This is a genomic window from Variovorax sp. 3319 (genome assembly GCF_031456585.1).
In the GTDB taxonomy this organism is placed as follows: Bacteria; Pseudomonadota; Gammaproteobacteria; order Burkholderiales; family Burkholderiaceae_C; genus Variovorax; species Variovorax paradoxus_P.
Map to the genome: position 1 here is coordinate 507,347 of NZ_JAVDUZ010000001.1, position 15,677 is coordinate 523,023.

The 15,677-nt window shown below is 62.6% G+C and carries 14 protein-coding genes; 4 read left to right on the forward strand and 10 right to left on the reverse strand.

What is annotated here, in order from left to right; all coding sequences use genetic code 11:
- The first annotated feature begins 129 nt into the window (after positions 1 to 129).
- Together J2X67_RS02440 and J2X67_RS02445 are read left to right on the forward strand one after the other, a co-directional pair.
- Positions 130 to 543, forward strand: a complete 414-nt coding sequence (locus tag J2X67_RS02440; protein WP_309950184.1) for a hypothetical protein — start codon at positions 130 to 132, stop codon at positions 541 to 543.
- Positions 544 to 705: 162 nt separating this feature from the next.
- Complete coding sequence (locus J2X67_RS02445) at positions 706 to 3,573, forward strand: aconitate hydratase (RefSeq protein ID WP_309950185.1); 2,868 nt, start codon at positions 706 to 708, stop codon at positions 3,571 to 3,573.
- Positions 3,574 to 3,672: 99 nt separating this feature from the next.
- On the opposite strand, the gene J2X67_RS02450 is transcribed toward J2X67_RS02445, so the two are convergent.
- The 10 genes from J2X67_RS02450 to J2X67_RS02490 form a co-directional block, all read right to left on the reverse strand.
- The gene (locus tag J2X67_RS02450; RefSeq protein WP_309950188.1) at positions 3,673 to 4,710 is read right to left on the reverse strand and encodes an XVIPCD domain-containing protein; all 1,038 of its coding nucleotides are present in this window, start codon (positions 4,708 to 4,710) and stop codon (positions 3,673 to 3,675) included.
- 28 nt (positions 4,711 to 4,738) lie between these two features.
- Positions 4,739 to 5,293 carry a hypothetical protein gene (locus J2X67_RS02455; RefSeq protein ID WP_309950190.1) on the reverse strand — a complete coding sequence of 185 codons (555 nt, stop codon included), beginning with the start codon at positions 5,291 to 5,293 and terminating at the stop codon, positions 4,739 to 4,741.
- 127 nt (positions 5,294 to 5,420) lie between these two features.
- On the reverse strand, positions 5,421 to 5,918 hold the full coding sequence (locus tag J2X67_RS27730) for a DUF4189 domain-containing protein (protein WP_354328409.1): 498 nt from the start codon (positions 5,916 to 5,918) through the stop codon (positions 5,421 to 5,423).
- Positions 5,919 to 5,921: 3 nt separating this feature from the next.
- A complete protein-coding gene (locus tag J2X67_RS02460; protein ID WP_309950192.1) occupies positions 5,922 to 7,142 on the reverse strand; it encodes a type IV secretion system protein in 1,221 nt (406 codons plus the stop codon).
- A gap of 45 nt (positions 7,143 to 7,187) precedes the next feature.
- A complete protein-coding gene (locus tag J2X67_RS02465) occupies positions 7,188 to 8,045 on the reverse strand; it encodes a hypothetical protein (protein ID WP_309950194.1) in 858 nt (285 codons plus the stop codon).
- The gene (locus tag J2X67_RS02470; RefSeq protein WP_309950196.1) at positions 8,046 to 8,330 is read right to left on the reverse strand and encodes a hypothetical protein; all 285 of its coding nucleotides are present in this window, start codon (positions 8,328 to 8,330) and stop codon (positions 8,046 to 8,048) included.
- Between the two features lie 36 nt (positions 8,331 to 8,366).
- A complete protein-coding gene (locus tag J2X67_RS02475) occupies positions 8,367 to 8,717 on the reverse strand; it encodes a hypothetical protein (protein WP_309950198.1) in 351 nt (116 codons plus the stop codon).
- Positions 8,718 to 8,765: 48 nt separating this feature from the next.
- Positions 8,766 to 11,495 (reverse strand): VirB4 family type IV secretion/conjugal transfer ATPase, encoded by a 2,730-nt coding sequence (locus J2X67_RS02480; protein WP_309950200.1) that lies wholly within the window; start codon positions 11,493 to 11,495, stop codon positions 8,766 to 8,768.
- Positions 11,496 to 11,723: 228 nt separating this feature from the next.
- A complete protein-coding gene (locus J2X67_RS02485; protein WP_309950202.1) occupies positions 11,724 to 12,698 on the reverse strand; it encodes a type IV secretion system protein in 975 nt (324 codons plus the stop codon).
- Entirely contained in the window at positions 12,698 to 13,084 is a 387-nt protein-coding gene (locus J2X67_RS02490; RefSeq protein ID WP_309950204.1) for a hypothetical protein, read from the reverse strand. The genes J2X67_RS02485 and J2X67_RS02490 overlap by 1 nt, the downstream gene beginning before the upstream one ends.
- Before the next feature lie 381 nt (positions 13,085 to 13,465).
- On the opposite strand from J2X67_RS02490, the gene J2X67_RS02495 reads away from it, so the two are divergent.
- The gene (locus J2X67_RS02495; RefSeq protein ID WP_309950206.1) at positions 13,466 to 13,771 is read left to right on the forward strand and encodes a FeoA family protein; all 306 of its coding nucleotides are present in this window, start codon (positions 13,466 to 13,468) and stop codon (positions 13,769 to 13,771) included.
- A complete protein-coding gene (locus J2X67_RS02500; protein WP_309950208.1) occupies positions 13,764 to 15,659 on the forward strand; it encodes a ferrous iron transporter B in 1,896 nt (631 codons plus the stop codon). The genes J2X67_RS02495 and J2X67_RS02500 overlap by 8 nt, the downstream gene beginning before the upstream one ends.
- Positions 15,660 to 15,677 lie beyond the last annotated feature (18 nt).

Consider the following 15,677-nt stretch of genomic DNA (forward strand, 5'->3'; position numbering starts at 1 on the left):
CGCATTCTGGCGCGCGGAGGCTGGGGCGCCATGACCTCCGAGGTTATCGACGCGATGCCCGCCTTTAGGAACCATTGGCTCCAACGCGGCAGGACAGGCTTGCGGCGTATCACTCGAAGGAGATTACTCATGTCCGTCTTTGCATCCCCCCGTTTCCTCCCCAACGTCATGTGGGCGGATGCGGCTTCGTGCGCCGCAACCGGTGCCTTGCAGGTGGCGTTCACCGGCGTGCTGGCACGGCTGACCGGCCTGCCGGCGCCGCTGCTCATGGGCACGGGCGTATTCCTGCTCGCATATGCGGCGGCCGCGGCCTTCATGGCTACGCGTCGCACGCCGCCCCGCACGCTCATCGGGTTGGTAGTGTTTGGCAATTTTGGCTGGGCCGTGGCTTGCGTGGCGCTGCTGATGAGCGGGCTGTTCGCCGTTACGGCACTGGGTATGGCCTGGGTGCTGGCGCAGGCCCTGTGCGTGGTGGTGCTGGCCGAGTTGCAGTGGACGGGCCTGCGTCGGACCCGCGGCAACGCGAACATGGCGCTGGCCTGAGCGCAGCGGATGCCGGCAACGCCCATTTACCCGGCATTCATGGCCATGAGGGCCCTGGCGCTTGGAGAGCACTGCAGGGAAGACCGACTACAACAACTGACTTCGATCCCTGCTATCTTTGAGGTGCATCCACGAACAGCCCGAACCAACAGGAGTTCCTCAATGGCCAAAGCACCGGCGCACGCCTTTGCGTCCACCCTCAAGACCTTCAAGACCCCTTCCGGCGCATCCGGCAAATATTGGTCCCTGAAGGAGTTGGCCAAGCAATATCCCTCCGTGAACCGGTTGCCGGTGTCCATCCGCATCGTGCTCGAGTCAGTGCTGCGCAACTGCGACGGGCAGAAGGTTTCGCCCAAGCACGTCGAAGAGCTGGCGCACTGGGCGCCCAACGCAGACCGCGTCGACGAAATTCCTTTCGTCGTGACCCGCGTGGTGCTGCAAGACTTTACCGGCGTGCCGCTTTTGGCCGACCTGGCCGCAATGCGCAGCGTGGCCGCCAAGCTCGGCAAGTCGCCCAAGACCATCGAGCCGCTGGTGCCCGTCGACCTGGTGGTCGACCATTCGGTAATGGTCGATTACTACGGTACGCCCAAGGCGCTCGACCTCAACATGAAACTGGAGTTCCAGCGCAACAACGAGCGCTACCAGTTCATGAAATGGGGCATGCAGGCCTTCGACACCTTCCGCGTGGTGCCACCCGGCTTCGGCATCGTGCACCAGGTCAATCTTGAATACTTTGCACGCGGCGTCTACAAGAGCTCGAGCGACAACGCGGAAGTGCCGGTGTACTACCCCGACTCGCTGGTGGGCACCGACAGCCACACCACCATGATCAACGGCGTTGGCGTGGTCGGCTGGGGCGTGGGCGGCATCGAGGCCGAGGCCGCCATGCTTGGCCAGCCGGTCTACATGCTCACGCCCGACGTGGTGGGCTTCGAGCTCACGGGCAAACTGCGCGAAGGCGTGACGGCCACCGACCTGGTGCTGTATGTCACTTCCATCCTGCGGGCCGAGAAGGTGGTGGGCAAGTTCGTCGAATTCTTCGGTCCCGGCGCGGCCTCGATCGGCGTGCCCGATCGGGCGACCATCGGCAACATGGCGCCCGAATACGGCGCCACCATGGGCTTCTTCCCGGTCGACGAGGCAACGGTTGCCTACTTCGAAGGCACCGGCCGCACCAAGGAAGAAGTCGAGCGTTTCGAGGCCTACTACAAGGCACAGGGCCTCTTCGGCATGCCCGCCCCGGGCGACATCGACTACACCAAGATCGTCAAGCTCGACCTCGGCACTGTGTCGCCGAGCCTCGCAGGCCCGAAGCGGCCGCAAGACCGCATCGACCTGGGCCACCTGTCTACCAAGTTCTCCGAACTCTTCAGCAAGCCCAACGACGCCAACGGCTTCAACCAGCCGGCCGAGCGGCTCAAGCTGCGCTATCCGCTGACAACGAGCAGCCAGGGCGACGACAACGAAGCCGCGCCCCCGCCGCCCGGCGCACCGCGTGAGTTGGTCGAGATGGTGGCCAACCGGTCGACCAAGGCCGCCGCCCATGTGAACGCAACGGCGCCGGCTGCACCCAAAGGCGGTGTGACCATTGGCAATGGCGACGTGCTGATTGCGGCCATAACCTCGTGCACCAACACGTCCAATCCGAGTGTGATGCTCGCGGCCGGCTTGCTGGCCAAGAAGGCGGTGGAGGCGGGCCTTACGGTCAAGCCGCACGTCAAGACCTCGCTCGCGCCCGGCTCCCGCATCGTTACCGAATACCTCGAGAAAGCGGGGCTCCTGCCGTACCTCGAAAAGCTCGGCTTCTACCTGGCCGGCTACGGTTGCACCACCTGCATCGGCAATGCGGGCGACCTCACGCCGGAGATCAACGACGCCATCATCAAGAACGACCTGGTCGGCGCAGCCGTGCTCTCGGGCAACCGCAACTTCGAGGCGCGCATCCATCCGAACCTGAAGGCCAACTTTTTGGCCTCGCCGCCGCTGGTGGTGGCTTTTGCGATTGCCGGCAACGTGATGGTCGACCTGATGACCGAGCCCGTGGGCAAGGGCAAGAACGGCAAGGACGTGTACTTGGGCGACATCTGGCCCACGCCGAAGGAGATCGACGAGAACCTGCGCCACGCAATGAACGCCAAGTCGTTCCGTGCCAACTACGACAAGGTAAAGACCGATCCGGGCAAGTTCTGGAGCAGCATCCAGGGCACCACGGGCCAGGTCTACGACTGGCCCACCTCGACCTACATTGCCGAGCCGCCGTTCTTCTCGGACTTCAAGATGCAGCCGCATGCATCGGATGCCGGCTTCAAGGGCGCGCGCATCATGGCGCTCTTCGGCGACTCGATCACCACCGACCACATTTCTCCGGCCGGCTCCATCAAGGAAAGCTCGCCCGCGGGCATCTGGCTCAAGGCGAACGGGGTGCCCAAAGCCGACTTCAACAGCTACGGCTCGCGCCGAGGCAACCACGACGTGATGATGCGCGGCACCTTTGCCAACGTGCGCATCAAGAACCTGATGATCCCGCCGGACGTCAACGGCACGCAGGAAGAGGGCGGCGTAACGTTGTTCCAGCCGGGCAACCAGAAGATGTTCATCTACGACGCCGCCATGAAGTACATGGAGCAGGGCATTCCGACGGTGGTCTTCGGCGGCGAAGAATACGGCACCGGCTCGTCGCGCGACTGGGCCGCCAAAGGCACGCAGCTCCTGGGCATCAGGGCCGTGGTGGCGCGAAGCTTCGAGCGCATTCACCGCGCCAACCTGGTCGGCATGGGCGTGCTGCCACTGCAGTTCCGCGGCGCCGATTCATGGCAGACCCTGGGCCTCACGGGCGACGAGAAAATCGACGTCGTCATCGGCGGCGAACTCAAGCCGCAAATGGATGTGAAGCTGGTGGTGCATCGTGCCGACGGCTCGCACCAGGAAGTGACGGTGCGGCTTCGCATCGACACGCCAATCGAGGTGGATTACTACAAACATGGCGGCATCCTGCCGTTTGTGCTGCGGCAGTTGCTGAACGACTGATGGCGCAGGGCGCCGGTTCAGGTCGGCAAGACAGGAATCGGCATCTTGTCCTTTGCGGTATTCATGAGCGCCGGCGGTGACCTGGCTATTGAATGACGCTCAGCGAGCCATCGCGGGTACTGTCTGCTGTGCGGCTTGTTCGTTGCTTTGCTGAGGGGGCTGCTGCTGCACTTGCTGCACGGCTGCGAACGCCAGTGAGCTTTGAGCGACCGGCGTGTGCATCGATTCCACGGTCGGCACATCGACAAACTTGGAAAGCGCGGCGCCCGGCTTGCCTTGAATCGCAAAGATCGTGCTGTTGTCGTTGCCGCCCAGCGTCATGTGATCGATGCGGGTCAAGCCACCGCGCAATGCGGCCACTGCGATGGCGGCCGCGGCGTTGTCGGTCAACTGGTCGGGCTTGCGACCAAACTCAGCGTCGATTTTTTCGAGGCAGGCTTTCGCCTGCTTGAAAAGCGGGCTGTCTTGCAGCGACTGGCCGGGTTCTGGATCGCCGGGCTTGTAGCCGTGGGCAAGTTTGGTTTCCCACTGTGTGGCGGCGGCTTTGCGTTCTTTGAGAGAGTTCTGCCCGCCATTGATGTCCTCGGTGGCACGCGTGATGTCGTGCTGGTGGCCATTGACCACCACGCGTTCCTTCCAATACTGCACCGCGATTCTGGCCGAGTTCGCGGGCTCAGAAGCCAAATCAGGGTGATTCACGAGATCCAAGCCAAGCGCTTTGCCATAGCGCTCATAGTTGTAGCGCCCCGTCAATTGAACAAAGCCGCGGCCGTGATACTTCCACCCATCGCCCGGCTCAGTGTTGCCAAGATCGCGGCGACCACCATAGATGGCTTCAGCCACCTTCTCCGGCCCACCCGAAGCAATGGCGCTGGCGTCTTCCTGGGTCATCTCCGGGTGCCGTTTGTGCAGAGCCTTGAAAACGTTCTGGCCCGAATAGCGCAAATTTTCGTGCGCTTTGGTAAAGCCGTGCGATTCCACCTGCATCTGGCCCATAAAGTTGGCCAGCTCCTTCGCGTTTGTGATGCCCGCTCCCTGCGCGGCCTGCAACACGAAGTCGCCGTTTCCTTTGGAGTACGGGGCTGTGTGGTGCGCGTTGTGTGGGTGCGGTGCGTGACGAGTTGGACGTTGTGACATGGTGAGTTCTCCCTGGATGAATCGAACTTCAGCGGGTGCTTGGCAGGCCGTGGGCTTCGATGTCCGCGTCGGCCTTCCATTCGGATGTGATGCGTACCAGCTCAGTGTCTTTTGTCTCCACCAGAGTCGATGGCCGGCACACCATCTCGCGGGCCGCACGTAGCTGCCCGTCGCGCTGCACCAACAAGCCCGAGCGGGTGTTGGTGCCTTCGATCGAATAGAGGATGTACTTGTAGCCCTCGTTGCGGAACGATTGGGCATAGCCAAACGTGCCACCGGCATAGAACAGGCGCGTGAACGTAAAGGCCTCATGGCTGTTGCTGCTCGCCGGATACCTGAGTTCGATTCTTGAAGGTCGCCCGTACAGGTACTGGAAGCGTCTTTCACCCTGCGTCGATGCAGGCGATGCGCACAGCGAAACTATCTTGCGGCTGAAGCCTTGCAGCGTGCAGGAGAACACCGGTTTTTCATTGGCCACGCACAAGCTGGGTGCCTGCGTCTGTGTCCGCGCGTTCTGCGCAAAAGCATGAAAGCAAACCAGGCCGAGAGTGGCGCCGGCGACAAATGAGGCGATGCGGTTCATGAAGTACTTGCTATGAAAAATTGCTAGTTCGTCGCCGCTTTATCCGTGGATGTTGGCAGCATGCAGCATGCAGCAGTGGCGATTGCAGGAAAAATGAAGCGAACTGCGATAGGGCGCCTCATGGTGGCTATTGAATGCGCACTGGGAGGCTGCAAGCGGTGTAGTAGGAGCGGCAATTGGTGAATCCACCGCCACGGCATGTCTTTACGCCCGAGGCGACAGCTTGATCCACTGTCGAGGCATTGCCTACGTTGTAGGCGCCGTCGCCTACGACAATGGCAGCACATTGGTTGTCATAGGTAATGTCAATCTTGCAGTTCACGCCGCCTTTTGACTGGCAGTCCCGCATGGCTACTTGTGACGCTTCTCGTTTGCTCCGCTTGTCGGTGGCTACGCCTAAAGCGTCATTAGGTCCGTCCGTCGCAATCGCGCCCCACCGACTTTCCCACTGCGGTGCGGGTTGCTGAGGTGCTTGCTGTTGTCTGTTATCCGGCCCGCACATGTTGAGACCGGGGCCCGAGCCATAAGCAATCTGACCAGGAGGGCATTGCTGGGCAAGCGCGGTGTCGCCCAAGAAAATCCAGAGACTTGCCACGAGCAGTCTGTACAAGAGATTTGCTGACATGGGTCACGCCCCATCCACATTGAGGGCCCTTGAAGGCGGTGGTGCAGAAGCGGCCCTGATCTCATCCGCCAGGGGCTGCGCCGAGGCGCGGTTGGGACTGCCATTGAGTCCGCCAGTGCTGCCTGTTTGATTCGATGTTGTTTGCGGCGCTTGGCCGGCCGTCGGCGCATAAGGCCCAGGAGCTCCCCCACCCGGTGCCACCGCGCTCTGACCGCTGCTGCCGCCACCGAACACCGACTGGTGATAGAACTGCCCCAGCGTCCCCCCGAAGAACTGCGCCGCCGCCGCAGGCGCGGTCACCAGCAGCACCGTCAGCAGCAGCCCGATGCCCCCTTGCAGCATCGCCTGGCTGGTCAGGCCCGTGCTGCCACTGATGCCCAGAAAGCTGGTGATCGCCTTGCTCGCCCACAGCCCCGCGGCAATGCGCAGGTTCAACTCCAGCACCAGCGACACCATGAAGCTGAGCACCGCCATCGAGAACAGCAGCCCGATGCCGTACAGCAGCCACTTGTGAAACAGCGACTCGGTCTGCTTGAAGATCAGGCACAGGATGAACAGCGGCCCCAGGCTGATGAACAGAGCCAGCCCCACCTGGTAGGTCAGCAGCAGCGCCCCGGCCGTGATCGCCGGGCTGGACACGCCCAGCGCCCCCACGAGCGAGGAGGCGCCCACGCTGGCGACGTTGGAGCCGCTGGTGCTCACGTTCAGGCCCTGCGCGTTGTCGATGGCCGACATGACCACCTGGGTGAGCACCAGGTTCTTGTCGATGGCCGAGACCGGCGACTCCTTCTCGCCGGTGACCATGTAGTTGACCTCCTTGAGCAGGCCGTCCGTGAAGATCGAATGCAGGTCCGAGCCACCCAGGGCCATGGTGCTTGCGGCGATCACGATCAAGGCGTTGCGGCTCATGCTGGCCACCAGGGCGATCATCGGTTCGCGTGACTGGCCGGTGAGGATGCGAAAGCCCTGGATCAGAATCCACAGCGTGAGCAGGACGAGGGCGACCGTGCTGACCCACTGCATGGCCCGGCCCATGAAATCGGTGCCGAAGTCGCTGATCCTGCCGGACAGCCATTTGTAGATCAGAGCGAAGACGAAGGCACCGCCGCCGGCATCAGGCACTTGCGCATGCGCGGCGCTCGCCGGCACCAGCGCGGCCATGGCAAGGGCCGAGCGGAAAGCACCCCGGAGCAGGTGTGGATGGGCTTCAATGTGTTGCGACATGGGGTTCCGTGAAGGAGGGTTGTGCTCGGTGCAATGGGACGACGGCTACTTGACGGCCAGGGCTGCGGCAATGGCGGCGGCTTGAACCAATTGGCCCGCATTCATGCGCCCGAAGCTCTCGGCAGTGGCACCCCCGCCCCCTGTGCCCTTCATGGCAATCTTGGTAAGGGTGTTCTGCTGGCCTTCGTGGAATTTGATGGCCGCGTCGTAGGCGTCGATACGTGTGCGCCAGAAGCCCATTTCAGCTTGCAGCTTGGCAGTGGTACGAGCGGCCTCATTGGTGAGAGCTTGCACGTCGCCATGGGTATTGCTGGAACTGCGCTTGTTGTCGATGGAGGTGAGCTGCTGGCTGTATTGCTCGAAGCGGTTGGCCATGTCGATGGTTTCATTGAACGACTGCACGCGAAGCTGAATGAGTTCCCGGCAGATTTTTTGCGCCGCGTCGCTACCGCCGATTGCACTTATCGTGGTCAAGCTGGTGAGAGGCTGGCCGCTGGTGCTCGCCCCGGCGCTGGCGGCACTCCCTTCGCCGGCACCGGAACCAGGGCAAGCCTGCGAGATGTAGCCGGAGACGTCGCCGACTTTCTGAAGCTTGTTGTTGGGCGTCAAGGTGGCGGCGAAGCCGAGGTTTTGGGTGCTGTTCTTGAGCTGGCTGAGAATGTCGGAGGCCGATTTCTTGATGTCGCCGGTGGTCGAGTCGATCTTGTCCAGGAACTTTTCGGCCTCCGCGTCTTTGACATCCACTTGCGCATGGGCGGCACCCATCAGCACCCAGGCAGCGACGACTAGAGCGCAACGGATGGCATTGCGTGGCAGGGCGGGGCGGGCTTCAATGTGTTGTGGCATGGTGGGATTCCCTCGGGGCAAAGTTGTCGTGGCGCGGCAGCCGGTGCGGGCCTGCATTCAATATTCGGTGCGCTCGTGGCTTGCCGGTTTTTTGCCCGGCGGTGCGAGCAGAAAGCGGAAGAACCTGCTGCTGACGCGCCACCACAGCCAGAGCGTCAGGGCTGCGAACATTGCCAAGCCAAGCATCATCAGAACTCGACCGAATGAATCCGCGGCAAATTGAGAAAGAGCCTCGGGATGGACGAAAAGCTTGTAGATCACGGTGCAGCAAAGGACCGCAACGATTTCTGTTCGCCAGCCCCGCAGGCAGAGGCGTAGCTTGTTCTTCAATGAGGCCGGCATTGCGCGTGTGTGGGTGTGTTGTTGCGGTGACTGCGCTCACTCGACCCGGCCCCATTGGTCCATGATGGCGTCGGAAATATTGCTGTTGTTCTGCGTGTTGGTCGCGCCCGAGCAACTGTTCATGTACTGCTTGCGGTACTCGTAAGACTGGTCGGGCCAGAATTTGGTCACGGGGTAATAGGTCCAGATGGCAAGGCCGCCGGGGAACGGTACGTGCCAGTAGGCCAGGGCAGAGGCGCAGTTACCGGGCGGCGTGCCTTGGCCGGAGATGCTTGCCATGCAGAGATACAGGGTGCAGGGGTCTGGAGCTTGAGCTTGGGCGGACGTGCTGAGGCCGGCGGTCCCGAGCGCGAAGGAAAAGGCGGCCAAATGGATGCGCAGTTTCATTGAAAGTCTCCGAAATAATGAAGTGATCGTCGAAAGGGTGCGGGCCGGTCATGCAATGAGGCGCGAACGCGCCGCGCGCTGACCAGACTGATCTCCGGGCGCTTCGGCGCGCTTGCCGCTGCCCTTGCGCTGGTCGTAGAAGTCCTGCAGCCATTGCTCGGGCCGCAGCTCGTTGACGGAGATGCCTTCGGCCCTGGCGCTTGCGTCCAGCACGCCATGCAGGATCTCGATGTTGTCGGTGGAGGCTGAAATGACTGCCAGCGCGTCGTCCATGCCGCGCAGATCCAGCTGGCATACCGAAGACATGTGGCCCTGCTTGACGAGAAAGCGGCGCGAGCGCTCGTCGAGGCTGACCACCACCTGGTATTCGGACTCGGTGAGCTTGAGGCCCTCGATGTAGTCCTTGCGGCTCGCGTTGGGGTTGGGCAGCAGGATCATGGTCGCGGTCTGCTCGATGAGTGCGGCCGAGATGTCGCTGCCCAGCGCGTCTTCGGGGCTCTGGGTCGCGAAGATGCCCATGCCGTTCTGCTTACGGATGGTCTTCTGTTTGTTCTTGGCAAAGTCCTTGAGGGCGCCGCCGCCGTCGAGAATTTTCCAGAATTCGTCCATCACGTAGATGAGCCGGCGTCCATCGATCAGCGCGTCGAGCCGGTGCAGCAGGTAGTTGATGACCGGCACGCGCACCTCGGGGTTGTCGATGACATCGGTGTAGTCGAAGCCGATGATGTTTGCCTTTTGCAGGTCGATGGTGTCCTTGGGGTTGTCGAACACCCAGCCCAGCGAGTTGCCCGCGGTCCATTTGCGCATGCGGATGAAGAGGCCGTCGTCGCCCATGTTGGGCAGGCTCTTCTGGAAGTTGGTCATGTTGCGCAGGTGCTCGGGCGTGTCGAGCATGGCTTCGACAGCGCGGAAGATGTCGTCTTCTTCACGAGAGGTGTAGACCGGCTTGGCAGCCAGCACCTTGACGAGATCGCTCAGGAACTGGACGTTGGCCTCGGTGCGTGCGCAGTGGAAGGGGTTGAAGCCCGTGGGCTGGCCGTTTTCAAGCGAGAGGTAGTTGCCGCCGCAGGCGCGCACGAAGATCTCGGCGCCGCGATCCTTGTCGAAGAAGAAGATGGTGGGCGACGGGTCGAGCTTCTGGATCTGGCTTAGCAGAAAGTTGATGAGCGCCGTTTTGCCGGTGCCGGACTTGCCGATGACGATGGTGTTGGCAATTGCCTTTTCGCCCAGGGAGTTTTCGCCCGGCAGCGTGGCGTGAAAGTTGAAGAAATAGGGCTGGCCGTTGACGGTCTGCAGCGTGGTGACGCACGGACCCCAGGGGTTGTTGTCGCGCTTGCCGCTGGCAAAGTTGTGCAGTGGCGACATGCCCAGGAAGTTGAGCGAGCTGACGTTGGCCAGCCGGGTGCGGTATTTCCAGTTGCCGGGAAATTGCGCATAGAACGCAGCGGTAACGGCCAGGTCTTCCTTGATCGAGACGAAGCCCGCATTGGAAAGCTCGGCGCGGGTGGTGGCAATGTTCTGGGACAGCGTCGCCTGGTCTGGCGCGTAGACGGCAATAGTGAAGTGATATTGGCCCAGCACAAAGTTGCCGGACGAAATCTGGTCCATGGCCTGATCGAGCTCGACGATCTGGCTGACGGCCTTGTCGCCGGACGAAATCATCATGCCCTTGGTGCGCTCGAGCGCCTTGAGCGCATCGTGCCGCCCCACGGGGCTGAACGAATGGGTGACCACGTATTCGAAGTCGAGATACTTGAGCCCGTTGAGGATGCCGGGATGGGTGCCGTCTGGGTATTCCTTGACGTTGAGGATGGCGCCGAAGTGATTGACGCCGTTGGGCGTGGTGAGCACAAAGTCACCGGTCTTTGCTGAAAAGCGCTGGCGGCTGACGGCCAGATAGCGGTAAACGGGTGCCTTCAGCACCGGCACGGGCTCTTCAACGCGGTTGAGGAGATAGCCGAAGAACTCGAGCGTCTCCGAAAAGACGGTGCCATTGGCGGCCTCGTACATGCGAAGGCGCGTGGGCGCATAGTCCTTGAGCACGGCCTCCATGTTGCCGGCCAGTTCGAGCACCTTGTCGATAGCCTGCTGCTGCTCGGACGCCAGCCGAGAGGCATCGGCGGACTTTTCGACGAACCGCTTGCCCGAAACCACGGGGCGGTAAAGCATCGTCACATAGAGCTCGTTCTGCATGAGCTTTTGCGTCGAGAGCCCCTTGAAGTACGCGTTGGACAGCGACTGGTTGAAGGCATCCTTGAACCGGCTGCCGTCCTTCACATGCTTGCGCCGGCGCAAGTCGTGCGCCCAGAGGGCCACGTTGGTGAAGTCCGGCGCGCGCAGCGTTTGCAGCATGCGGTTGAGCGTCGGACCTTGTGGGCCTTGCGGTGCGGACTGAACCGGCGGCAGCGGCGGCTGCGCCAAGGGTATGGGTGGAGTGGGTGCAGTTGCAACCCGTGCCAGGGGCGGCGGTGGCGGCAGTTGAGGTGCCGCCGGGACGGTAACCACTTCTTCCTTGGCTTTTTGCGGCTTGTCGGGGCGCATCACGTTGCCAATGAGCCAGATGGCCGCCAACCCGAGCAATAGCACGATGCCCGCGAGGAAGCCAAGCGCGCGGCGATTCATGCGCTGCATTTCGCTGGATTTGAGCTCGGGCGCATGCGCGTCGAGATTCGGTGCAGCGGGCGCCCCCATGTCCTCGAACTGCCTCGAATAAGGATTGGCCTGTGGAGCCGGCTGGCTGCTGCCGTTGGTGGGATCTTGCCGCTCGTGGTTGTGCACGGCGTCTCCTGGCCGGGAAGGAAGATGTTGGTTCACTGGGCGGTGTTCCTGCGAAGACCCACGACGTTGTCGCCGTGGCGGATGACCAGGTAGGGATAGGTCCCGTGCGGTCGGGCTGGTACTCGTACATCTGGACTGTTTGCGCAAAGGCGCAGGGCCCCGCGCTGGCCACGAGTGCGTACGCTGCGGCCTTCAATGCCCATCGGCGACGGTTTGACTGTTGTGATTTCATCGGCGGCGCGTTCCCTGGTTGGCACCTGCAGGCGCTACGGCTGGAGCGGCCGGCGCGGGAGCGCCTGGTACGCCGAAACCGGGCGAAGAAGGAGTGGCTGGCATCACGGGTTGCGTGGGCGGCGCCATCGCCGTGGCGCTGCCTCCCGCGCCAGCAATAGCATCAGGGCCGGGCGAGAGTGCCGCGCCGGGCATTGCCGGCATGCTCTCGGCGGGCTTGAGGCTGCTTGAGACTTCTTCGGGCGGCGATGAGGCGTAGTCGGTATCCACGCGATAGTCGGTAACCTGGAAGCCGAGCGGGTTTTCGATTCGCTGCTGCTCGTCCATCGTGAGGTTCGACTTGTAGGTGAACGCCATCGTCACGATCTTGCTGTCCAGGGGCACCGAAGAACCGTTTTGCTTGTTGTAGACGTTGCGCTGAAAGCGCACGGTGGCGCCCTTGGGAACTTCGCCGCCTCCGCCACCGATCAGGGTGATGCTCAGGATGCGAACCCGAATGGCCTTGTCCTTGCCGTAAATGGTGTACGGGTTGGCCGGGTTTCCTGACGAATACAAGTTGGTGTAGCCACCGGAGACGTTGCCCGACGACATCGTCAGCACCGTGGTCCAGTCGCGCAAGTTCGTGATTGCGAGGTCGTAGGACTCGCGGGCGAGCACAAAGTGGGCTACGTTGCTGCGATTAATTGCCTCGCTGGTGGTAATGCGCTGCAAGGCGCCATCGTCGGTCAGGCGCGCGGCGGTGCTGGTGCCCGTGTACGCATCGGCGATAACCAGGTAAGGCACTTTTTCCTTCAGCGGCAGCACGTAGAAGTAGCCGCCCAGGAGCACCAGCGACATGACCGCGGCAGAGCCCGCGACCCACCATGCGCGCCGCTCGCTGCGTCTCGCGATGTCTGCAACAGTGAGTTCGAAGTTGACGGATTGAGCGATGGCTTCGTCGACCTTCGAAGCCGACGCGTTGTTCTTGAACATCAGCGTGGCCCCGGTGCAGACAGCGGAGCGGCACTTGCGGCCTGAACCAGGATTTGCTTGCCGTCCGCCGAAATGGAGACACCCTGCGGTGCATAAATGGCGCTCAGCTCACCCATGGCGGAAGGAAGGTCGTTGGTGCGAACCTTCGCTACAGGTTGGTGAAGCGTGAAGTCGGAACCTATTTGATAGGACAGCTGCAGCCCGTTGTCCGATGCCCACCGCTTCAGCATGGTCCTGAGCGTCGCGTCCATGGGCGAAACGTAGAACGTGTAGGCGGGCGAGAGCGGAATCTCGGTCGCCGCAGTCTGGAACCGGTTTACCGGTGCCCAGGAGCCACCGTATTCCTTGGGGGCAGGCGCACCGCACCCGACGAGCGTGACGGCCATGATGGACAAGGCCGTACCCGCTGAAAAGCGGGCTGTAGCGCGCACACGAGCGCCCCACGCAATAGCTTGCGTTTGGATAAACACTGCGACTCCCTGAAGTCTTTTTTATGTCTGCCCATCTTAGGTAGATGAGAGGGGCGTGCCGGCGCAGCGTCGTGCAGGAGTGCACGAATCAGCGGCATTTAGTGCCGCGGATCGTTAACGCGGCGATACGCTGACCCGTCTTGTAAACAGCTTAGGTTCTTCGTCCTCGCCGAATCGATTGGCGAGACTTCAACGTAGTCGACGCAGGGGCGGACAGTGATGCCCCGCCAAGGCCAGGGGTGAGCCCGTTTCAATGATAATAGTTCTCATTGCTGAGATGAACGAGTTCCAAACCGCATGACCATTTCTCTTTCCGTCGCCGCTGCGCCTGTCTCTATCCGCCTGGACGAATTACCCAGCCATCAGTGGGCGACGGTATTGGACGTTGCGCGGTCGGCCGATGCAGAGGGGCAAGAGTTGGCACTGCGCCTGACCGAAATCGGCTTCGTCCCCGGCGAGGCCGTGCGCATCGTCGCCAGCGGCCTTCCTGGCCGGGAGCCGCTCGCGGTGCGGCTGGGCCACACCACCTTTGCGTTGCGCCGTCATGAGGCCGCGCTGATCCATGTGGCACCTGGCGTGCCGGAGGGTGCCAGCCATGGTTGAGGCGGTCATCCAGGGCCCGGGTCGTCTCGCGGCTACCGCGCAGCCGGGGCGCATTGCGCTGCTGGGCAATCCCAACTGCGGCAAGACGGCGTTATTCAACCTGCTCACCGGCAGCCGCCAGAAGGTGGCCAACTATGCCGGCGTGACGGTCGAGCGCAAAGAAGGCACGCTCCGCACCGCAGCGGGCCGCCGCGTGTTCGTGCTCGACCTGCCCGGTGCCTACAGCCTGAACGCGCTCAGCGCCGACGAGGCCGTGACGCGCGACGTGGTTACGGGCAAGAGCAGCGAACCGTTGCCCGACTTGCTGGTGTGCGTGACAGACGCCACCAACCTGCGGCTCAACCTGCGGCTCGTGCTCGAGGCCAAGCGCCTGGGCTTGCCGATGGTGGTGGCGCTCAACATGACTGACATGGCCAAGAAGCAGGGCATCGCCGTCGATACGGCCGTGCTGTCGCGCGAACTGGGCGTGCCGGTTGTCGAGACTGTCGGCGTGCATTCGGGCGGCGCTCAAGGCTTGCTCCAGGCCCTGGATGCACCAGTGGCTGCAGCTGCGCCGCAGCCGTGGCAGGCCCCGGGCCTGGAAGACGTGCTGGCCACGCAGCGCGAAGTGCGCCGCATTCTTGGCCTTGCCGTGCGCGAGCCGGTTGGAAGCCTTGCCACCAGCGACCGCATCGACCGCGTGGTGATGCACCCGGTGTGGGGCATGCTGGTGCTTGCAGTGACCATGTTCCTGATGTTCCAGGCCGTGTTCAGCTGGGCCAACGTGCCAATGGACGCGATCAAGGCTGCAACCGAGGGCCTCGGCTCACTGCTGAAGACCCGCATGCCCGAAGGCATGCTGCAAAGCCTGCTGGTGGATGGCGTCATTGCAGGCGTGGGCGGCGTGATCGTGTTTTTGCCGCAGATCCTGATCCTCTTCCTGTTCATCCTGGCGCTGGAAGATTCAGGCTATCTGCCGCGTGCCGCGTTCCTGCTAGACCGCGTAATGGGCACCGTGGGGCTTTCGGGCCGCTCGTTCATTCCGCTGCTTTCGAGCTTTGCCTGCGCCATTCCTGGCGTGATGGCAACGCGCACCATCAGCAACTGGCGCGACCGCATCACCACCATCATGATTGCCCCGCTCATGACCTGTTCGGCGCGCCTGCCGGTCTATGCGCTGTTGATTGCGGCCTTTATTCCGGCGCGCACCGTGGGCGGCGTGTTCAACCTGCAGGGCGTGGTGCTGTTCGCGCTGTATGTGTTCGGCATCGTCTCGGCAATGGCCGTGGCGTGGGTTATGAAGCGCTTTCGCGACAACAAGCAGCACTCGCCGCTGATGATGGAATTGCCGGCCTACCGCTGGCCCAACCTGCGCAACCTGGCGCTCGGCCTCTACGAGCGGGCGTGGATCTTCATTCAGCGCGTAGGCACGATCATTCTCACGCTCACCATCTTGCTGTGGTTCCTGTCGACGTTCCCTTCGCCGCCCGAAGGCGCGACGGGGCCAGCCATCCAGTACAGCCTGGCCGGCATGATCGGACGCGGCCTGGAGCACATCTTTGCGCCCATCGGTTTCAACTGGCAGATCTCCATTGCACTGGTGCCGGGCATGGCAGCGCGCGAGGTGGCGGTGGGTGCCCTCGGCACGGTGTACGCGCTTGCGGCCAGCGGCGACGATGTGGCGGGCCAGCTCGAGCCGTTGATCGCGGGCAGCTGGTCGCTCGCCACGGCGCTCTCGTTGCTGGTCTGGTACGTGTTTGCGCCGCAGTGCATTTCTACCCTTGCGGCCGTGAAGCGCGAAACAGGGTCGTGGCGCTATGTGTGGATCATGGCGGGCTATCTCTTCGCGCTTGCCTATGCAGCCTGCTTCATTACCTACCGCGTTGCAGTGGCGCTCGGAGCAGGTTAAAACCTGCAATGAAAGGCT